Annotated in this window: 21 protein-coding genes; 11 read left to right on the top strand and 10 right to left on the bottom strand. The window is 68.2% G+C overall.

Going from position 1 to position 19,339, the window contains the following annotated elements; all coding sequences use genetic code 11:
- Window positions 1–192: integrase core domain-containing protein (locus P3W75_RS03385; RefSeq protein ID WP_276225968.1), on the top strand; the 192-nt coding region annotated here is incomplete at its 5' end.
- A gap of 60 nt (window positions 193–252) precedes the next feature.
- Here P3W75_RS03385 and P3W75_RS03380 read toward each other — a convergent pair.
- The 3 genes from P3W75_RS03380 to P3W75_RS03370 form a co-directional block, all read right to left on the bottom strand.
- A complete protein-coding gene (locus P3W75_RS03380) occupies window positions 253–1,614 on the bottom strand; it encodes an outer membrane protein transport protein (RefSeq protein WP_276225967.1) in 1,362 nt (453 codons plus the stop codon).
- 175 nt (window positions 1,615–1,789) lie between these two features.
- Window positions 1,790–2,269, bottom strand: coding sequence for a hypothetical protein (locus tag P3W75_RS03375; protein WP_276225966.1), 480 nt, complete (start codon window positions 2,267–2,269; stop codon window positions 1,790–1,792).
- A gap of 218 nt (window positions 2,270–2,487) precedes the next feature.
- Window positions 2,488–3,342 (bottom strand): sulfurtransferase, encoded by an 855-nt coding sequence (locus tag P3W75_RS03370; protein ID WP_276225965.1) that lies wholly within the window; start codon window positions 3,340–3,342, stop codon window positions 2,488–2,490.
- Window positions 3,343–3,448: 106 nt separating this feature from the next.
- Here P3W75_RS03370 and P3W75_RS03365 point away from each other — a divergent pair, with 106 nt between their 5' ends.
- Window positions 3,449–4,246, top strand: a complete 798-nt coding sequence (locus tag P3W75_RS03365) for a lysophospholipid acyltransferase family protein (protein WP_276225964.1) — start codon at window positions 3,449–3,451, stop codon at window positions 4,244–4,246.
- 7 nt (window positions 4,247–4,253) lie between these two features.
- On the opposite strand, the gene P3W75_RS03360 is transcribed toward P3W75_RS03365, so the two are convergent.
- Complete coding sequence (locus P3W75_RS03360) at window positions 4,254–5,312, bottom strand: SMP-30/gluconolactonase/LRE family protein (protein WP_276225963.1); 1,059 nt, start codon at window positions 5,310–5,312, stop codon at window positions 4,254–4,256.
- Between the two features lie 135 nt (window positions 5,313–5,447).
- Between P3W75_RS03360 and rnd the strand changes: the two genes are divergently transcribed.
- From rnd to P3W75_RS03345, 3 genes are all read left to right on the top strand, one after another.
- A complete protein-coding gene (rnd, locus tag P3W75_RS03355) occupies window positions 5,448–6,587 on the top strand; it encodes a ribonuclease D (RefSeq protein WP_430765334.1) in 1,140 nt (379 codons plus the stop codon).
- Complete coding sequence (locus tag P3W75_RS03350) at window positions 6,584–6,877, top strand: YcgL domain-containing protein (RefSeq protein WP_276225961.1); 294 nt, start codon at window positions 6,584–6,586, stop codon at window positions 6,875–6,877. The genes rnd and P3W75_RS03350 overlap by 4 nt, the downstream gene beginning before the upstream one ends.
- A gap of 244 nt (window positions 6,878–7,121) precedes the next feature.
- Window positions 7,122–8,054, top strand: coding sequence for a D-2-hydroxyacid dehydrogenase (locus P3W75_RS03345; RefSeq protein ID WP_276225960.1), 933 nt, complete (start codon window positions 7,122–7,124; stop codon window positions 8,052–8,054).
- Window positions 8,055–8,090: 36 nt separating this feature from the next.
- Here the strand turns inward: P3W75_RS03345 and P3W75_RS03340 are convergent, their stop codons facing one another.
- A complete protein-coding gene (locus P3W75_RS03340; protein ID WP_276225959.1) occupies window positions 8,091–8,684 on the bottom strand; it encodes a nitroreductase family protein in 594 nt (197 codons plus the stop codon).
- Between the two features lie 221 nt (window positions 8,685–8,905).
- Here P3W75_RS03340 and P3W75_RS03335 point away from each other — a divergent pair, with 221 nt between their 5' ends.
- Window positions 8,906–9,355, top strand: a complete 450-nt coding sequence (locus P3W75_RS03335; protein ID WP_276225958.1) for a YcgN family cysteine cluster protein — start codon at window positions 8,906–8,908, stop codon at window positions 9,353–9,355.
- Window positions 9,356–9,689: 334 nt separating this feature from the next.
- Here P3W75_RS03335 and P3W75_RS03330 read toward each other — a convergent pair whose 3' ends face one another.
- Window positions 9,690–10,055, bottom strand: coding sequence for a CPCC family cysteine-rich protein (locus tag P3W75_RS03330; RefSeq protein WP_276225957.1), 366 nt, complete (start codon window positions 10,053–10,055; stop codon window positions 9,690–9,692).
- Window positions 10,055–12,115, bottom strand: a complete 2,061-nt coding sequence (locus P3W75_RS03325) for a S9 family peptidase (protein WP_276225956.1) — start codon at window positions 12,113–12,115, stop codon at window positions 10,055–10,057. The genes P3W75_RS03330 and P3W75_RS03325 overlap by 1 nt, the downstream gene beginning before the upstream one ends.
- A gap of 98 nt (window positions 12,116–12,213) precedes the next feature.
- On the opposite strand from P3W75_RS03325, the gene P3W75_RS03320 reads away from it, so the two are divergent.
- The 3 genes from P3W75_RS03320 to P3W75_RS03310 all read left to right on the top strand — a co-directional run bounded on the left by P3W75_RS03320 (window position 12,214) and on the right by P3W75_RS03310 (window position 14,182).
- Window positions 12,214–12,690 (top strand): MFS transporter, encoded by a 477-nt coding sequence (locus tag P3W75_RS03320; protein WP_276225955.1) that lies wholly within the window; start codon window positions 12,214–12,216, stop codon window positions 12,688–12,690.
- Window positions 12,691–12,861: 171 nt separating this feature from the next.
- Window positions 12,862–13,635: a class II glutamine amidotransferase gene (locus P3W75_RS03315; RefSeq protein ID WP_276225954.1), complete on the top strand. Its 774-nt coding sequence runs from the start codon at window positions 12,862–12,864 to the stop codon at window positions 13,633–13,635.
- Between the two features lie 22 nt (window positions 13,636–13,657).
- Complete coding sequence (locus P3W75_RS03310) at window positions 13,658–14,182, top strand: DUF2937 family protein (protein WP_276225953.1); 525 nt, start codon at window positions 13,658–13,660, stop codon at window positions 14,180–14,182.
- A 96-nt stretch (window positions 14,183–14,278) separates the two neighbouring features.
- On the opposite strand, the gene P3W75_RS03305 is transcribed toward P3W75_RS03310, so the two are convergent.
- Window positions 14,279–14,908: a cysteine hydrolase family protein gene (locus P3W75_RS03305; RefSeq protein WP_276225952.1), complete on the bottom strand. Its 630-nt coding sequence runs from the start codon at window positions 14,906–14,908 to the stop codon at window positions 14,279–14,281.
- 120 nt (window positions 14,909–15,028) lie between these two features.
- Between P3W75_RS03305 and P3W75_RS03300 the strand changes: the two genes are divergently transcribed.
- Window positions 15,029–15,982 carry a GlxA family transcriptional regulator gene (locus P3W75_RS03300; RefSeq protein WP_276225951.1) on the top strand — a complete coding sequence of 318 codons (954 nt, stop codon included), beginning with the start codon at window positions 15,029–15,031 and terminating at the stop codon, window positions 15,980–15,982.
- Between the two features lie 126 nt (window positions 15,983–16,108).
- On the opposite strand, the gene aceK is transcribed toward P3W75_RS03300, so the two are convergent.
- Window positions 16,109–17,830 (bottom strand): bifunctional isocitrate dehydrogenase kinase/phosphatase, encoded by a 1,722-nt coding sequence (aceK, locus tag P3W75_RS03295; protein WP_276225950.1) that lies wholly within the window; start codon window positions 17,828–17,830, stop codon window positions 16,109–16,111.
- A gap of 114 nt (window positions 17,831–17,944) precedes the next feature.
- Window positions 17,945–18,247, bottom strand: coding sequence for a DUF3892 domain-containing protein (locus tag P3W75_RS03290; RefSeq protein WP_276225949.1), 303 nt, complete (start codon window positions 18,245–18,247; stop codon window positions 17,945–17,947).
- 253 nt (window positions 18,248–18,500) lie between these two features.
- On the opposite strand from P3W75_RS03290, the gene P3W75_RS03285 reads away from it, so the two are divergent.
- Window positions 18,501–19,339, top strand: an 839-nt coding sequence (locus P3W75_RS03285; RefSeq protein ID WP_276225948.1) for a DMT family transporter, incomplete at its 3' end; no start/stop codon positions are given.

The following is a 19,339-nucleotide window of genomic DNA, read 5'->3' as shown; positions in this document are numbered from 1 at the left end:
TATGACTGCTACCAGAACGCGCTGGCCGAGCGAGTCAACGGCATCTTGAAGAACGAGCTATTGCCCCTGCCTCCAGCCGACCTGCCTCAGGCGCGCCGGATGGTGCGCGAAGCCGTCGATATCTATAACTGCGAGCGCCCTCACCAGGCCCTGAAATACAAAACGCCCGATGCGGTGCATCGGGCGTTTTGAGGTCTGGATCTTATCCGGATAGGTGTAAACCTATTTCAGGACTAGACACGCGTATGGCTATCAGAAGCGATAGGTCATCTGCGCGGTCAGGCCGTGGGCGCTGTTGTCGTACTTGGCGCTGTAGCCGGGTTGCAGGGCGACCGGGCCCAGACCGGTGTTCAGGGTCTCGCCCTTCTGGTTCACGCCGGCGGTGTCTTCCCACAGGTAGGCGTAGGCGACGTCGATGGTCATGTCCGGGGTCGGCGACCAGCCGGCGCCCAGGGTCAGGATCTGGCGATCGCCCACCGGGATGCGCACGTTGCGGTGCTCGTTGTCGGTCGGCGACGGGTCGTAGGCGTAGCCGGCGCGCAGTACCCATTGCGGGTCCAGTTGGTAGGAAGCGCCGACGGCCATGGACCAGGTGTCCTTCCACTTCAGCTCTTCGCTGATGGTGTTGAAGCCCAGGCCCGAACCGATGGCGGACATGCCACTGTTCTCGACGTTGATGGCGTCCAGGCGGCTCCAGCGGGTCCAGGTGGCGCCCAGGTAGCCGGTCCACTTGTCGTCGAACTTGTGGGTGATGGAGGTATCCACCGACTCCGGCAGGGTGATGTCCAGCTTGGCGTCGTACTTGCCGTTCAGCGCTTGGCCCAGGGTGCCCGGGATCGGGGCGCCGGTGATGAGCGACAGCGGAACGTTCGGGGCGTTGCTGATGGAGGTGTGGCCGTCCAGGTGGTAGTCGACCTTGGAGTGGTAGGTCAGACCCCAGGTGGTGGCGTCATCGAGGTCGACCATCACGCCGATGTTGTAGCCCAGGGCGACGTCGTCACCCTTGATCTTGACGCTGGTGTCCTGGCCGTTGCCGCCGACGACGGCGGGAATGCCGCCGGTGTTCAGTTCGTTCTGCAGCTTGCCCTTGATCTGGTTGATGGTCGGACCGAAGCCGACGGAAACCCTATCGTTGATCTTGTAGGCAATGGTCGGCTGGAAGGTAATGACCTGGACCTTGCTGTACGAACCCAGGGAGCGACCGGCGAAGTTGCTCTCGTAGTCGTTCACCAGGCCGTAGGGCACGTACATGCCGATACCGGCGGCGAACTGGTCGTTGATCGGGGTGGCGTAGTAGGCGAACGGAACGGCGCTGAAGGGAACCGAGTCACCCTTGTTGCTGCCGCCGGGGGTGCCGCCCTGGGCCTGGCTGATGTCGTCCTTGGCGTCGATCAGGGCGATACCGCCGCTGACTTCGGCGCGCTTGAGCTTGGTCAGGCCTGCCGGGTTGCCGTAGAGAACGCTGGCGTTGTCAGCGGAGGAAGCGCGGCCCGCGTAGGCGGTGCCGGCGCCGCTGGCGCTTTGTTCGTTGATCGCAATGCCGTTGGCCAGCGCTTGGGCAGAGGCAGCGCCGATGGTCAGAGCGAGAGTGGTTTTGAGCCATGTTGTTTTCATTGTAAGAGCAACTCCTGTGGTCAACGGCGCGCAAGCTACCAAGATTCCCGGGGCTTTGGTAGTACCCTTGGGGGCTCTACGTCGGGCATTTGCGCGTAAAGTGCCGTCCTTGTGCGGGGTTTTCCCTTCGTTAATGTATGTAAGTGAAAGTTGACTGATCGGTCATTGATCACGGTCAGGCGGCGAGCTGCGAATTGCCGATGTGCAGCTGCCAGGCGGCGAGGAAGTCGCGGAGGTGTCCGTGGGGCTGGAATACCCGGCGCCAGACGCGCGCCTGGCCGATATGATCGTCCGCCGACGGCAGCGGCAGACGCTCGGCTTCCACCAGCATCCAGGCGATGGCGGCGCTGTAGCGCAGGTTGACGGTCAGCTCCAGGTGCGGGGCGTCGAGGAAGGCGTGCTGGCTGGCCAGGCCGCGGACGCGGCTGGCGAGGTCGGGGTCGCGCGCCAGGTAGCAGTCCCACAACTGCTGGTGGCGGTGTTCGTCGATACGGAACAGGCCGTGGCCCAGGCCGCTGTCGAGGTTGCTCCCCAGTCCCGATTGGCAGGCCGCCGCTCCCAGCAACAGCGCCTCGGCTTCCCCGCTGTGACGTTCCAGGTACAGCAGGGTGGGCCGGATGACGTGCTGTTGCAGGTCGCAGGCGGCGATTCCCATGGTCTTGTCCCTTTATCCCCTCGTTGGACGGCGGGGCTGGGCGACTTGGCAGCTTCTGATGTTCTCCTGGGCCCCGCCGTAAGCGGACTTAGCCGCTCGATTTGAAGTGTAGTGCGACATTTCCTCTGTAAAGGCCTGTTTTTAAATTGTTTTGACTTTCAGGCGCGCGCATATATTCCTCACCGTGCTTAAACGGTGCGGGCGTTACAGGGGGCGGTTCAGGCGCCGGTGGCGACCGGGTGCCGCGGGTCGGTGATCCACTCGCTCCAGGAACCGGCGTACAGGCGGCCCAACGGGTAGCCGGCCAGGCTCAGGGCGAACAGGTTGTGGCAGGCGGTGACGCCGGAGCCGCAGTAGGCCACCAGCTCCTGGGACGGGCGGCCGCGCAGCAGGTGGGCGAAGCGCTGGTGCAGCTGGGCCGGCGGCAGGAAGCGGCCGTCGCTGCCGAGGTTGTCGGTGAAGGCCGCGCACTGGGCGCCGGGAATGTGCCCGGCGACCGGGTCGATGGGCTCCACCTCGCCGCGAAAGCGCGCTTCAGCGCGGGCGTCGATCAGCGGCAGCTGTGGGTCGGCCAGTTGCGCCGAGAGCTCGCCGGCGTCGATCAGCAGGCCGTTGTCCGCCGCGCCCTGGAAGCCGCCCGGCTGCACCGCGGGCTCGGCGGTGGTCAGCGGCAGGCCGGCGGCGCGCCAGGCGTTCAGGCCGCCGTCGAGCAGGTACACGCCGTCGCGCTTGCCCAGCCACAGCAGCAGCCACCAGGCGCGGGCGGCGAAGGCGCCGGGGCCGTCGTCGTAGAGCACCACTTCGTCGCTGTTGTCCAGGCCCCAGGCGCGCAGACGCTGCACCAGCTCCGCCGGATCGGGCAGCGGGTGGCGTCCGGTGACGCCCTTGACCACCGGGGCCGAGAGGTCGCGTTCGAGGTCGGCGTACTGCGCTCCGGGAATGTGGTTCTCGGCGAACACGCGGGCGCCGTAGCCCGCGTCGTCGAGGGCGAAACGGCAGTCGAGGATCAGCAGGCCGGGTTCGTCCAGGCGGGCTGCCAGTTGCTGGGGGCTGAGCAGGCGGGCGAGTGACATGGTGCGCTTTCCTGTGTCGTGACGGAGTCCACGGGCATCATAAGGCTTGTGCAATGGAAAGCGCCGGCTCTCGGCGGCTTTCTTCGATTCATTGGAGTCTTCGCCCATGTTCAGCCTGCAACCGGCGACCCAGACGGCTTCCCGCCTGCGGGTCGGGGTCATCGCCCTGGCTACCGGCCTGATCACCCTGTACTACAGCCTGCTGGTCCTGTCCCACGCCGCCATCGGCCGCCTGTCCCGCGAGCGCGTCGACCGCTATACCCGCGAATGGTCGGGCCGCCTGCTGCGCCTGGTGCGCATGCGCCTGAGCGTGCACGGCCCGGTGCCGAGCTTCAACGACGGCCGGCGCTACATGGTGCTGTGCAACCATTCCAGCCATTACGACATTCCCGCCAGCTTCGCCGCGCTGCCCGGTTCGATCCGCATGCTGGCCAAGCGCGAGCTGTATCGCATCCCGGTGCTGGGCCGTGCCATGCGTGCCGCCGAGTTCCCTTCGATCGACCGGCACAACAGCCAGCGCGCCCGCGACGACCTGCGCCGCGCGCGGCAGATGATGGAGAGTGGCATCGTGCTGTGGGCGGCGCCGGAGGGCACGCGTTCGGACGACGGCCGCCTGCTGCCGTTCAAGAAGGGCTGCTTCCGCCTGGCCCTGGACACCGAGGCGGTGATCATCCCGGTGGCCATCCGTGGCATCCACCGGGTGCTGCCGGCGCGCACCTTCGACCTCAACCTGGGCCAGCCGGTGGACCTGCTGGTGGGTGCGCCGGTGGACGCCGCGGCGTTCCGCGAACGTGGTGTCGACGCTTTGCTGGAGGAAGTGCGCGGGCGTTTGCAGGAACTGCTTGAGCCCACGCCGGCGAAGGCGCCGGAAGCGGCCCGCGAGGAGCCGCTGGCGCTGGGCTGAGCCGGCCTCAGCGGACCTGCAGGCGACCGATGCGGTCGTTCTCCAGGCTGCCGAAGTACAGGTAGTCGCCCACCGGCTTGGCCGAGGTGATCATGCGCAGGTGCTCGCCGCTGGTGTCGTGCAGGCTGCGCACCACCTTGCCGTTCTCGTCCAAGGCGATGACCAGGCCGTAGCGCTTGGGCTTGGGCAGCATCGACTTGGGCAGCTTGGCCAGCTGGCGCTTCAGCCAGGGCTGGCCGAGGAGGAAGTCGGCGTCGGCCTTGCGCGGGGTCGGCAGGGCCACCCAGAACGTGCCCTTGCGGTCGCCCTGGAGGTTGTCCGGCAGGCCCGGCAGGTTGTCGATGAACAGATCGTGCTGGCCGGCCTTGGGGCCTTTGAGCCAGTAGCGGGCGATGCGGTAGCGGTAGGTCTCGTTGACCAGCACGAAGTCCTCGTTGGCCGAGAGCGCCACGCCGTTGGCGAAGTACAGGTCCTTGAGCAGCACCTCGGTCTTGCCGCTGGTCGGGTCGTAGCGCAGCAGGCGGCCGTGGGGACGCGCTTCGAGGTAGTCGAGCAGGTAGTCCGGCTGGTGGAAGCGGCTGGAGGCATCGCTGAAGTAGATGCGCCCGTCGCTGGCGATGTCCAGGTCGTCGGTGAAGCCGAAGGGCAGGCCGTCGGCCTCGGTGCTGAGCACCGTGATCTTGCCCTGCGGGTCGATCTTCAGCAGGCCTTTCCAGGCGTCGGCGACGATCAGGTTGCCCTGGGCGTCGAAGTCCATGCCCAGCGGGCGGCCACCGGTTTCGGCGAAGGTCGTGACCTGGCCGTTCTCCAGGCGCACCACGCGGCCGTCGTCGAGGCCGGCGTAGACCCGGCCCTGGGCGTCCACGGCGGTGTCTTCCGGGCCCTTCACCTGGCCCAGGCCGAGCAGCTCGGCTTTCATCAGGGTGTCGTTGGGTTCCAGCGCGCCGGTCAGCGCCGGTGCCGCCGGCGGGTTCCAGGCCAGCGGGTCGATGGGGCTGGGGGTGAGGGCGAGATAGGCCGCCGGGGCGGCGACCACCAGTGCCAGGAGGCTGAGCAGTGTCTTCATCGTGAAGGCTTCTTGTTGTTGATCCTGGGGCAGGAAAGATAGGCATTCGCCGCGCGCTGTACAGCCTTTCCTGCAAATGCGGAATGCTCGTACATCATCCTCCCCGATATACTGCGCTCCACGTGAAGCAAGGAGATGTTCGTGAGCACCCTCGATATTCGGTGGATCCGCGACGATGCCAGCCTGGCGCAGCAATGCCGGGACTGGAAACAAAGGCCGTACCTGGCACTCGATACCGAGTTCATGCGCGTCGATACCTTTTACCCCGAAGCCGGCCTGGTGCAGGTCGGCGACGGCGAGTGCGCGTGGCTGATCGACCCGCTGCTGATCCGCGACTGGTCGCCGTTCGCCGCGGTGCTCGAAGCGCCCTCGGTGGTCAAGGTGTTCCACGCCTGCGGCGAGGACCTGGAGGTGTTCCAGCGCCTGACCGGCAGCCTGCCGCAGCCGCTGTTCGACACCCAGCTGGCCGCCGCCTACCTGGGCCTGCCGCACTCGATGGGCTATTCCAAGCTGGTGCTGGAAATGCTCGGCCTCGACCTGCCCAAGGACGAAACCCGCTCCGACTGGCTGCAGCGCCCGCTGACCGAGATGCAGGTGCGCTACGCCGCCGAGGACGTGCAGCACCTGGCCGAGGTCTACGTGAAGCTGGCGCCGCGCCTGCCCGAGCACAAGCTGGCCTGGCTGCTGGCCGACGGCGCCGATCTGGTCGCCAACCAGTCCCGCGTCAGCGACCCACGCGAAGCCTGGCGCGACGTCAAGCTGGCGTGGAAGCTGGCGCCGCAGCAGCTCGCGGTCTTGCGCGAGATCTGCGTCTGGCGCGAGGAGCAGGCGCGGCTGCGCAACCAGCCGCGCAGCCGCATCCTGCGCGAACACACGCTGTGGCCGCTGGCGCGGCTGCAGCCCAAGGACAAGGTGGCGCTGTCGCGTATCGAGGAGATGCACCCGCGCACCGTGCGCCAGGACGGCGATACCCTGCTGGCGCTGATGGCCCATGCCGCCGCGCTGCCCGCCAGCGACTGGCCGCAGACCCCGCCCGAGCCGCTGCCGCGTGAAGCCACGCCGCTGCTGAAGAAGCTGCGCGAGGTCGGCCAGGCTGAAGCCGAGCGCCAGGGCATGGCCCCGGAACTGATGCTGCGCAAGAAATTCCTCGAGGCGCTGCTCAAGACCGGCTACCCCGACGGCCCCTACCGCCTGCCCGATTCCCTGCAGGGCTGGCGCCGCGAACTGATGGGCCAGGCGCTGCTCGACAGCCTGGCCGCCCCGGAGACCCCATGAAACGCATCTGCTCCATCTACAAGAGCCCGCGCAAGAACGAGATGTATCTCTACGTCGACAAGCGCGAGGCCTTGAGCCGCGTACCCGAGGGCCTGCTGGCGGCCTTCGGCGCGCCGCGCCATGCCTTCGACCTGGTGCTCAGCCCGGAGCGCCAGCTGGCCCGCGAAGATATCCACAAGGTTCTCGAGAACATCGAGAAGCAGGGCTACCACCTGCAGATGCCGCCGGGCGAGGAGGAGTACATCGAACACCTGCCCGAGGAGCTGCTGCGGATGAACGATCCGCTCTGAGGCGATGAAAGCAGGCGCCGGAATTCCGGCGCCTGCGGCGAAACGTCGCGAAAAGGCTGGGCAAGTTGTGGGTACTGGCGCATTATTGGCGGGAATATTGCCTGATGGCGCGGAACGCCTGGGCCTCCGGCCTGTCTACAGGCCTTCCGTAAACCCGCACAAGAGATCGCCGCTGCACGCAGGGACGATACCGACAATGCCAATCAGCCTGCCCATGCCTTGCCTCCCGGGTGCGATCTAGACCATGCGCCTGCTTATCCTCGATCGTGAACACAACCTCTATGCCGCGCTGACCATGGCCGCCGAGCCGGGCCTGAGCGTGGTTGCCGGCGACAAGCCGGAAAGCCTGGTCGACGCCGCCGCCGAATGCCCGGTGTGGCTCGGCGAGCCGGACCTGGTGGCGCAGCTGCTGCGCCGTGGCGTGCACCCGGTATGGGTGCAGTCGACCTGGGCCGGGATCACCCCGCTGCTGGCCGACGACCTGCCCAAGGACTACGCCCTGACCCGCGCCGTGGGCATCTTCGGCCAGGTCATGAGCGAATACCTGCTGACCTACATGCTGGCCCACGAGCGCCAGTTCCTCGGCCGCCTGGCCAGCCAGGTCGGCAGCCAGTGGGACGACCGCGCGCCGGGCAGCCTGCGTGGCCGCCAGGTGGTGTTGGTCGGCGCCGGCGAGATCGGCCAGGCGGTGGCGCACATGCTGGCGCCGTTCGGTGTCGAGCTGACCGGCGTGGCGCGCACGCCGCGGCCGCTGCAGCCGTTCCACAAGATGGGCGCGCTGGACGAGCTGCCACGCCTGGTGTCCAACGCCGACTACGTGGTCAACCTGCTGCCGGACACCCCGGATACCCACGACATCTACAACCTGGCGCTGTTCCAGCGGATGAAGCCCTCGGCGCTGTTCATCAACGCCGGGCGCGGCAACGCGGTGGTCGACGCCGACCTGGTCAGCGCCCTGGAAAACAACCGCCTGGCCGGCGCGGTCATCGACGTCTGCCGCCATGAGCCGTTGCCCCGCGAGCACGCCTTCTGGCACAGCCCGCGCCTGCTGCTCACCGGCCATACCGCGGCGCCGACGCTGCCGGGGCCGATGGTGGAGCTGTTCCGCGACAACCTCTCGCGTTTCTGGGCCGGACAGGCCATGCGCGGCGAGGTGGATTTCACCCGCGGCTATTGAAAAACCGGCGCCCCGCGAGCCGGGGCGCCGTTTGCCTCAGAGGTTGAAATCGCCCTCGGCGACCAATTGCTCCAGCGGCTTGCGCGGGCTGGGGATTTCGCGCGCCTGCAGGCTTTCCGCGAGGATCGCCTTGTCGCCCTGCTTGCCGATGGCGATCACGGCGTGGATCTCGTACTCCGCCGGCACCTTCAGTTCGACACGGGTGGCTTCGCGATCGAAGCCGGCCATGCCGTGGCTGTGCCAGCCGGCCAGGCTGGTTTGCAGGGCCAGGAAGCCCCAGGCGGCGCCGGTGTCGAAGGTGTGCCAGAGGGCCGGCTTCTCTTCGCTGGAGCCGGGCGGGGCGAAGGTGGTCTTCGACAGCACCACCACCAGCGCCGCGGCGTGCTGCGCCCAGCCACGGTTGAACTCGCCCAGCAGGTTCAGGTAGCGCTGCCAGTTCGGCGTGTCGCGGCGGGCGAAGAGGAAGCGCCAGGGCTGCGAGTTGAACGAGGAGGGCGCCCAGCGCGCGGCTTCGAGGAAGCCGAGCAGGGTTTCCTCGGGGATGCTTTCGCCGCTGAAGGCGCGCGGCGACCAGCGATTGATGAACTGCGGGTCGATGGGGTGATCGGCAACGCGGGGATTGGCGCTCATGGAGGCTCCTCGGAGTGGGATGGTGCCGTGGACGGCTGGGCATCGCGGAAGGGAAAGGCGGAACGGCCCGGCGCGGGCCCGTCGGTGCGGGAAAACTACCCAGCCGGCGGCCGCCTGGCAAGCCTGGTGCGGCGCTCCGGCGGTCGCTTGCGCTTGGCCGGCGCGGCGCCTGGGCATAGACTTGGCGCCCCGTGAAACGCCTTACCTAGAAAGCAAGCAAGATGGCCGCGAAAGTCGAACCCTTCTGGAAACGCAAGACCCTCGAACAACTCGACCAGCAGGAGTGGGAGTCGCTGTGCGACGGCTGCGGCCTGTGCTGCCTGCAGAAGCTCGAGGACGAGGACGACGGCGCCGTCTACTACACGCGCATCGCCTGCAAGCTGCTGGACCTGAAGACCTGCCGCTGCACCGACTACGCCAACCGCCGCGCCAGCGTGCCGGACTGCATCCAGCTCACCCCGGCGCAGGCCGACGAGTTCCGCTGGCTGCCGCCGACCTGCGGCTACCGCCTGGTGGCCGAGGGCAAGGACCTGCCGCTGTGGCACCACCTGGTCTGCGGCGACCCGGACGCGGTGCACCACGAGCGCATCTCGCAGTCCGGACGGATGCTCAGCGAGGGCTCGGTGCCCGAGGACGACTGGGAAGAGCACCTGATTTTCCGCGCCGGCTGATCCTCCACCCGAACCCCTGGGGCGGTCGAGTCATCGGCGGATAACCGCGAACGGTTATTCGCCCTACGTCGAACGCCAGTGCTCGCGGGTTTGTAGGGCGCATAACGCCTCGGGCGTTATCCGCCGAGGAGCGGGCGGTGCCCGCGAATCGCGCGCGTGGCGCGCTCCTACAGGGAGGTACTGGTGTTTGTGCGCACACCGGACGGTCCCCTCTCCCGCTTGCGGGAGAGGGCTGGGGAGAGGGTGTGGAGGCAGTCTGGTACGCCGAAATTTCTGGGTAGCTCCGTTCGCGAGCAAGCTCGCTCCTACAGGGTGAAGCCGGTGTTACGCAGTCTCAGCCCCGTGTTGGCGCCGGGCGCAGCCAGTAGCAGGCTTCCTCGCCGGCCACCAGCGGTCCACCCTGGTCCTGGTCCAGGCTCGGGTAGTCGGCGCGGCGTTGCCACAGGGCGAACCAGCGCTCGTCCTTCTCATCCTCGATGGTCGCCGGCCGCACCTGACCGATGAAGCGCCGTTCGCAGGCGCCCCATTGCACGTAGTTCACCTGCGCCTCGATCAGGCTGACCGCGTTCGCCCCGCCGCGCGCGTCGGGGAAGCACAGTTGCAGCAGGTCGTCTTCCCAGAAGCAGATCGGGCAGATCTCGTACGAGCCCGGCGCGTCGGCGAAGCTGAAATGGCCGCAGCAGGGGCAGGTGTAGAGCATCAGGCCGCTTCCGCCAGGCGCAGCACCTTGAGCAGGAAGGCGTATTCCAGGGCGACGTCCTTCAACCCCTGGTAGCGCCCGCTCATGCCGCCGTGGCCGGCGCCCAGGTCGGTCTTGAGCAGCAGCAGGCGCTCGTCGGTCTTGCTGGCGCGCAGCTTGGCCACCCACTTGGCCGCCTCCCAGTACTGCACGCGGCTGTCGTTGTAGCCAGCCACCACCAGCATCGCCGGGTAGTCCTGGGCGCAGACGTTCTCGTAGGGCGCGTAGGCGCGGATGCGTTCGTACACCTCCGGTTCCTGCGGGTTGCCCCACTCGTCGTACTCGGTGACGGTCAGCGGCAGGTCGGGGTCGAGCATGGTGTTGAGCACATCGACGAAGGGTACTTCGGCGATGCACGCGGCGAACTGCTGCGGGCGCTGGTTGAGCACCGCGCCCATCAGCAGGCCGCCGGCGCTGCCGCCGCTGATCACGGTTTGCGCCGGGGTGCTGTAGCCCTCGGCGCAGAGGTGTTCGGCGCAGGCGATGAAGTCGCTGAAGCTGTTCTGCTTGTGCGCCAGCTTGCCGGCGCGGTACCAGGCTTCGCCCAGTTCGCCGCCACCGCGCACATGGGCGATGGCGAAGACGAAGCCGCGCTCCAGCAGGCTCAGGCGGGCGTGGGAGAACCAGGGATCGAGGCTCGCCCCGTAGGCGCCGTAGCCGTACAGGTAGAGCGGCGCCGGCTGGCCGGCGGCGACGGCGTCGAGCACCTCGCGGCGCGCCACCAGGCTGATCGGCACCTGCACGCCGTCCACGCTGCTGGCCCAGAGTCGGCGGCTTTCGTAGGCGTCGGCGTCGAACGGGCCTTCCACCGGGGTTTCCTTGAGCACCTGCTGGGCGCCGTCGAGCAGGCCCAGCTGGCGGATCTGCGCCGGGCGGTTGAGCGCCTCGTAGCGCAGGCGGATGGCGGTGCTGTGGAATTCCAGGCTGTCCTGCACGTACAGGTTGTAGGCCGCGTCCGGCAGCTCGACGCGGCGCGGCGCCTGGCCGGCGGCGTGGACTTCGACGATCGGCAGGCCGCCCTCGCGCAGGCTCAGGGTGAAGGCGTCCCGGTTGAGGGTGATGTCTTCCAGCATCACGCTGTCGCGGTGGCCGATCAGCTCGCGCCAGTGCTCGCGGCCCGGCGTCGCCTCGGCGGCGCTGTAGAGGGCGAAGTTGATGCCGCTCTGGTTGCTGCGCACGAACCAGGTCCAGGCGCCATCCAGCAGGCCGTGGTCGACGTGGTATTCGTGCTCTTCCTGGCGCGGGGCGACACAGCGGAACGCCTCGCGCGGCCGTTCGGCGTCGAGCACCCAGGCCTCGCTGGTGGTCTTGCTGCCCAGCAGCAGCACCAGCTGGCGTTCGGAGCTGGCGCGGTAGCAGTGCAGGAAGAAGCGCCCGTCGGGTTCCTCGAACACCAGTTCGGCACCGGCTTCGCCGAGCGTGTGGCGATACAGCTTGTGCGGGCGGTGGGTGTCGTCCAGCTCGCCGAAGAACAGGGTGCGGCTGTCGTTGGCCCAGGTCATGCTGCCGTCGCAGTCGTCGAACGGCAGTTCCTCGATGGCGCCGCTGGCCAGGTCCTTGACGTACAGGCGGTAGATTTCGTCGCCACTGGTGTCGAGGCTGTAGGCCAGGCGCGCGTGGTCCGGGCTGACGCTGAAGGCGCCCAGCGAAAGGAAACCGCCGGCGGCCAGTTCGTTGGGGTCGAGCAGCAGCTGTTCGGCGCTTTCATCCACTTTCAGGGAATCGTCGGCCGGGCGCGGGCAGCGGTAATGCCGCGGGTACTCGTCGCCAGCGGTGGTGCGCTGGTAGTACAGCCACGGGCCCCAGGGCGAGGGCAGCGACAGGTCGGTCTCGCGGATGCGCCCCTTGATCTCCTGGAACAGCTGTTCGCGCAGTTCGGCCTGTTCGGCGAGCTCGGCGTCCAGGTAGGCGTTTTCCGCCTTGAGGTAGTCGAGCACTTCGGGCGTGTCGCGCTGTTGCAGCCAGGCGTAAGGGTCGGCGGCGGGGTCGCGGCGGGCGATGGGGGGCTGGCGGTCGGTCATGCTGGCTCCTGGACGGGGCAGGGGTGACACCCGGCTGCGCACCCGTGGGGAAAAGCGGCTATCATAAGCCCCCTTCCGCCGCCATCGCACGCACGCGCATGAACGAACACGATTATCAACTCGCCTGGGGCGTCTACCTGTTCGCCGCTTTCGGACTCATGGTCGTCTGGTTCCTGATGACCGGCTGGATGTGGCGCTGGCTGCGCGAACCCCTGCGGGTGATCGTGCTCGTGCTGCTGTTCACCCCCACCCCGGTGGACCCGGCCAACAACGAGTACGCCCCGGCCATCGCCATCACCGCCCTGGACGTGCTGTTCAAGGTCGGCAACAACGCTTGGCGCGCCGTGTCCGACCTGGCCCTGGTGCTGCTGGCGGGCTTCGTCGTGTACCTGATCTTCGTCGCCGTGCGCTGGCCCATCGAGCGCGCCGCGCGCAACCGTCGCCAGCGCGTCGAGGCGGAGAACGAGCCGACCATGCGCCAGATGATGCAGCCGCAACTGATGCCCGACGTCGACGACAGCCGCGCCGACGAACGCGGCGGCGACCGCCGCATGCGCATCGAGCCGCGTCTCTGAGGCAACGCGGCGGCGCCCTTGCGCGGCGCCCGCCCGGCGTTCAGCATGGCGACAACGCCGTAGCGGAACGAGCCCGGTGCAGCCGCGGATTGTCGCGCCAGGCCAACGCCTGATCTTCTTTTCCACCTTCCAGTCCGTGCCGGGCCAGCGCCCGCCACAGGAGCGCTGACCATGTGCGAACTGCTCGGCATGAGCGCCAACGTCCCCACCGATATCGTCTTCAGCTTCACCGGCCTGATGCAGCGTGGCGGTGGCACCGGCCCGCACCGCGACGGCTGGGGCATCGCCTTCTACGAGGGGCGCGGCGTGCGCCTGTTCCAGGACCCCTCGGCGAGCGTCGACTCGGAAGTGGCGCGCCTGGTGCAGCGCTACCCGATCAAGAGCGAGACGGTGATCGGGCATATCCGCCAGGCCAACGTCGGCAAGGTCTGCCTGTCCAACACCCACCCCTTCGTGCGCGAACTGGGCGGGCGCTACTGGACCTTCGCGCACAACGGCCAGCTGGCCGACTTCACGCCGCCGCCGGGCATGTACCGGCCGGTGGGCGACACCGACAGCGAGGCGGCCTTCTGCGACCTGCTCAACCGCGTGCGCCGCGCCTTCCCCGAGCCGGTGCCGGTGGAGGTGCTGTTGCCGACCCTGGTCTCGGCCTGCGCCGAGTATCGGCAGAAGGGCGTGTTCAACTGCCTGTTGAGCGACGGTGACTGGTTGTTCACCTTCTGTTCCAGCAAGCTCGCGTACATTACCCGCCGTGCGCCCTTCGGCCCGGCGCGGCTGAAGGACGCCGACCTGACGGTGGACTTCCAGTCCGAAACCACGCCCAACGACGTGGTCACGGTGGTCGCCACCGAGCCGCTGACCGACAACGAGAACTGGACGCTGCAACAGAGCGGCGAATGGATGCTCTGGTGGCGCGGCGAAATCCTCGACCAGGGCCGCGTCTGACCAGCACAACAGGGGGAGTCCTATGCTGCGCAGTTACATCCGCATGGTGCTGTTCGCCGTCGGCCTGATGGTCGGGGTGCAGGTGCCGGGGTTCATCAAGGACTACGGCATCCGCGTCGACGCCCATCGCCAGGAAGCCCTGCAGGCCCTGGAGGGCTACCGCAACACCGCCGGCCAGTACTTCAAGGGTGACCTCGACGCCCTGGTGGCGCATTACCGCGGCAGCCCGGACCCGGTGTTCCAGCGCGACGGCGACAACGTCGAGCGCCTGCTGCGCCGCGCCCAGCTGTTCGACAAGGAATGGGAGGCCCTGCAGGGCCCCTGGTACGCCCGCGCCTGGCACCTGTTCAGCGCGCCGAACCGCGAGCTGCTGCAGGAAACCCTGGACGGCTACACCTACCAGGTGGTGCTGGTGCCCGAGGCCATCGGCTGGGCGATTGGCGGCGGCCTGCTGCTGGCCTGGATCGTCGAGCTGCTGATGGTTTCGGTCGGCGCCCTGGCCGGTGTCGGCGACAACCGCGGCGCCGCGCGCCGGCACTGGAACTGACGCCCGGCGGCGGATAACCGCGAACGGTTATGCGCCCTGCGTCCATGCTGGCCCTCGCGTAGGGCGAATAACGCCACGGCGTTATCCGCCGTTCCCTCAGCCCCGCGCCGCGAGGGCCCGCTGGTTGGACGCGTAGATGTTGTCGCGCTCCAGCGCCTTGCCGCTTTGCACCGCCGCCAGCCACTGCGCGGTGCTGGCCACGGCGGCGAACGACGAATGCAGCACCACGCTGAACGCCCGGTGGATTTCCTCGGCGCTGGCGGAGCCTGCGCTGTTGGCGTAGGGCAGCGAGCCGCTGGCATCGTCGAGGAACTCCACCTGCCAGCCTTCGTGGGCCGCCTGGCGCGCGGTGGAGTCGTCGCAGTTGTGGGTCATGTAGCCGACGATGCTCAGGGTGTCGACGCCGCGCTCGCGCAGCCAGTCGCCCAGCCCGGTGCCGCTCAGGGCACTGGCCTTGCTCTTGTCCAGGAGCAGGTCGCGGGGCCGTTCGGCCACCTGCGGGTGCAGTTCCACGCCATGGCTGCCGGGGGCGAAGATCGGCGCGCCGGCCGGCGCCAGGTGGCGCACCACCACCACCGGGATGCCGGCGGCGTGGGCGGCGTCCATGGCGGCGAGGATGTTCGGCAGCGAGTCGCCGACCGGCGGGTATTCGATGCGCAGGTTGCCGCTGAAGTATTCGTTCTGCACGTCGATGACGATCAGGGCGCGTTGCGGGGCGTTGCTCATGGCGGGCGTCTCCGGTGGGGGGCAGTGAGGCCATTCTGCGGGCGCGCCGGCAGTCGCTGTGAGTGGCCCGCGCGACAGCTTTCGCTAGAATCGGGCCAAAGCCTTGCCCGGGAGACGCCCATGCAGACCCACCGTGTAGCCGTGGTGGCCTTCGACCAGATCAGCCCCTTCCACCTGTCGGTGCCCTGCCTGGTATTCGGCGAGGGCGACCCGGGCGGCGCGCGGGTGCGCTTCGACCTGCAGGTCTGCGCCGTCGAGCCGGGGCTGCTGAGCACCACCGCCGGCTTCGCCATCTACACGCGGCATGGCCTGGAGGCGTTGGAAACCGCCGACACCGTGATAGTGCCGAGCTGGCGCGACCCCGCCGAGCGGCCGCCGCAGGCGCTGCTCGACGCCCTGGTGGCGGCCCATGCACGCGGCGCGCAGATGGTCGGGTTGTGCCTGGGGGCCTTCGTCCTCGCCGAAGCCGGCCTGCTCGATGGCCGCCGCGCCACCACCCACTGGCTGTGGGCGGAGTTCTTCGCCGAGCATTACCCCGGGGTGCGGGTGGAGCCGGACGTGCTCTACATCGACGATGGCCCGATCCTGACTTCCGCCGGCACCGTGGCCGGCATCGACTGCTGCCTGCACCTGCTGCGCCAGCGCTGCGGCGCCGGCCTGACCAACCAGCAGGCCCGGCGCCTGGTGGTGGCGCCGCACCGCCAGGGCGGCCAGGCGCAGTTCGTCGAGCAGCCGCTGCCGGCGACGGCGCGGGACAACCGCCTGAGCGGCCTGCTCGACTGGGTGCGCGAACGCCTCGACCAGCCCCACGACCTCGACAGCCTGGCCGACCGCGCGGCGATGAGCCGGCGCAGCTTCAGCCGGCACTTCCGCCAGCTCACCGGCAGCACCCTGGGCGACTGGCTGCGCGGCGAGCGCCTGGCCCTGGCGCAGCGCCTGCTGGAGTCCACCGAGCAGCCGATCCCGGAGGTGGCCTGCCTGTCCGGCTTCGGCTCGGTGGCCGCGCTGCGCCAGCACTTCAGCGCGGCGCTGGGGGTGTCGCCGAGCGCCTATCGGCAGGCGTTTCGCACGTAGGATGGTGTGCCCGGGGCGTAGGGCGAATAACCGTTCGCGGTTATCCGCCGTTGCCCGAAGCGCCGATGCTCGCCGACAACGGCGGATAACGCCGTAGGCGTTATGCGCCCTACGGGTGCTTCGGGTTCATTCCAGCGCCTTCTCCGGCAGCTCGTTGCGCCGGTAGGGGAACACGTCGATCACCTTGCCGGCGCGAATCTGCGCCTGCAGACCCTTCCAGTAGTCGGCGTCGTACAGTTCGCCGTGCAGCTTGGCGAACAGCCGGCGCAGCTTCAGGTCGACGAACAGGAAGCGCGGGAATTCCTCGGGAAACACGTCCATCGGCCCCACCGAATACCAGGGCTCGGAGGACATCTCGTCCTCCTCGTAGCGCGGCGGCGGGATGTGCCGGAAGTTCACCTCGGTGAGGTAGCTGATCTCGTCGTAGTCGTAGAACACCACGCGGCCGTGGCGGGTAACGCCGAAGTTCTTCAGCAGCATGTCGCCGGGGAAGATGTTCGCCGCCGCCAGCTGCTTGATGGCCAGGCCGTAGTCGTACAGCGCCTCGTGCACCTGGGCTTCGGTGGCGTGCTCCAGGTAGAGGTTCAGCGGGGTCATGCGGCGTTCGGTCCAGCAGTGGCGGATCAGCACCACCTCGCCCTCCATGACCACGGTCGAGGGCGCCACCTCCAGCAGCTCGGCCAGGCATTCGGGGTCGAACTTGCCCAGCGGGAAGCGGAAGTCGGCGAACTGCTGGGTGTCGGCCAGGCGGCCGACGCGATCGTGGTTCTTCACCAGCTGGTACTTCTGCACCACGGTGGCGTGGTCCACGGTCTTGGCCGGGTTGAAGTTGTCCTTGATGATCTTGAACACCGTGTTGAAGCCGGGCAGGGTGAACACGCTCATCACCATGCCGCGCACCCCGGGCGCCATGACGAAGCGGTCGTCGGTGTTCGCCAGGTGGTTGATCAGCGCACGGTAGAACTCGCTCTTGCCCTGCTTGTAGAAGCCGATCGAGGTATACAGCTCGGCGATGTGCTTGCCCGGCAGCAGGCGCTTGAGAAAGGCCACCAGCTCGGCCGGCACCGGCGCGTCGACCATGAAGTAGGAGCGGGTGAAGGAGAAGATGATCGACACCTCCGCCTCGTCGGTGATCACGGTGTCGAAGCGGATGCCCTGGCCCTCGCGGTGGATCAGCGGGAACACCAGCGGCCACTGCTCGTCCGGGGTGAACAGGCGGCCCACCAGGTAGGCGCCCTTGTTGCGGTAGAACACCGAGCCGATCAGTTCCAGGCTCAGTTCCGGGTCCTTGCACACCCAGTCGGGCAGGTTGCTGCGCAGCAGGGCATCCATGCGTTCCAGGTCGCCGTCGGCGTCCTCGTAGGGCACCTGGAAGCGGTAGTCGGCGAAGATTCGCTGCAGCGCCTGGCGCAGGTTGCCCTGGGGCCGGTAGAGGCGCGTGTGCGGGGCGCGGGCGTGGGCGCGCAGCGACGGTCGCGTGGTGTGCACGAACATGGTGCCGTCGCTGATGTTGTCGTGGCTGAACAGCCCGCAGAAGATCGAGTTGAACCAGGTTTCCGCCAGCTCGTCGTCGTTGCGCGGGTCGATCAGGCCGATGTAGGCGCTCTTGATCAGCGGCCAGCGCTCCACATCCAGCAACTGCTCGCGATCGAAGGTGGCCAGCACCCCGCCCACGGTTTCGCCGACCTTCTCTTCGTAGAGGTTGATGCGCTCGGCCGAGGTGCTCTGGATTTCCTGCCAGTGCGCCTGCTCGAAGCGCGCCTGGGCGCCGTCGGTGATCTGCCGGAAGCGCTCGCGGTAGTCGTCGAAGCCGTCGAGGATGGTCTGGGCGATCTGCGCGTGGAGCATGGGACGCCTCGCATGGGGATGCTGTGCAGCGAGCTTAGCCAGACTCCGCCGGTGGCGAAAGCGCCGGGGCGCCGGCAAACCGGGGAACCTCGCGCGGGCTCCCCGGCATGTCGTTCAGCTCACCAACCGGCAGTGCGCCCCGCATTCCTGCTGGGCCAGCAGGTTGTCGTTCCACTTGCCGTCGGCGTGGGTGCGCAGGTAGGGCGCCTTGCCGTAGTCGCGCACCACGCCGATGTAGACGCGGCGGCCGGTACCGCGGTCGAGGGTGTAGAAGGCTTCGCTCTTGTCGTCGATGCGGCGGATCGCCTCGTCCCTGGTCAGTACCCAGCCCTGGATGCTGTTGCCGATGTGGCTGATGCTCTCGTGACGATTGTTGCGATCGCTTTTGTTGATGCAGTTGATTTCGTGCTCGGTCATTCCTGATTTTCCTTGAGCGGTTGGCGATATGCCGGGCGCAAGGGTAGGAGCGGGCGGAGCCGTGGTTCCAATGGTCTTCTTGAATGCGGCGAGCCTTGTGACCATGAAAATCAAATAAATAGGAAATTTCCTACTTGCTTCGCGGACTGGTGCTGGGCGGTTCGAGGCCCCGGCCGCTTTGAAAGTCGCCTTCGGGTTGCCGTGCTGCCTGGGACGGGTAAGCTCGAACTCCCCTCCGCCGCGAAACGACTCCATGCGCCCCGTCGATCTGCTCCGCCTCTGCAGCCTTGCCGCCATCTGGGGCGCCAGCTTTCTGTTCATGCGCCAGCTGGTACCGGTGATCGGCGCCATGCCCACCGCCTTCCTGCGCGTGCTGCTGTCCGCCTTCGGCCTGTTCGCCATCCTCCTGGCGCTGCGCGTGCCCTGCGCGTTTCGCGGCAAGCTGCGGCAGATGCTGCTGATCGGGGTAATCAGCTCGGGTATCCCGGTGCTGATGTTCAGCCTGGCCGCGCGCTACCTGCCGGCCGGCTATTCGGCGATCTTCAACGCCACCACGCCGCTGATGGGCGTGCTGGTCGGCGGCCTGTTCTTCGCCGAGTCCCTGAGCCCGGCCAAGGCGCTCGGGGTGCTGGTCGGGCTGGCCGGGGTGGCGGTGCTCAGCGGCGCCGGGCCGGCGCCTTTCGACGGCCAGCTGCTGCTGGGCGCCGGCGCCTGCCTGGTGGCGACCACCTGCTACGGCTTCGCCGGCTTCATGACCAAGCGCTGGATCAACGACCAGGGCGGCCTGGACAGCCGCGTCACCGCCTTCGGCAACCAATTGGGCGCCTGCCTGTGCCTGCTCCCGGTGTTCGCCGCGACCAGCCTGGACATGCCCCTGGCGCCGCTGGCGCAGCCGTCGGTATGGCTGGCGCTGGCCGGGCTCGGGCTGCTCTGCACCTCCTTCGCCTACATCCTCTACTTCGGCCTGCTAGCCGACATCGGGCCGCTGCGGACGATGACCGTGACTTTCCTGATCCCGCCGTTCGGCGTGCTCTGGGGCGTGCTGTTCCTCGACGAGCGGCTGTCCTGGGCGCACCTGCAGGGCGGCCTGCT

It is taken from the genome of Pseudomonas citronellolis, from assembly GCF_029335315.1.
Taxonomy (GTDB): Bacteria; Pseudomonadota; Gammaproteobacteria; order Pseudomonadales; family Pseudomonadaceae; genus Pseudomonas; species Pseudomonas citronellolis_A.
The sequence above is the reverse complement of the archived record's forward strand: the minus strand, read 5'-3'. Positions and strand labels throughout refer to the sequence as shown.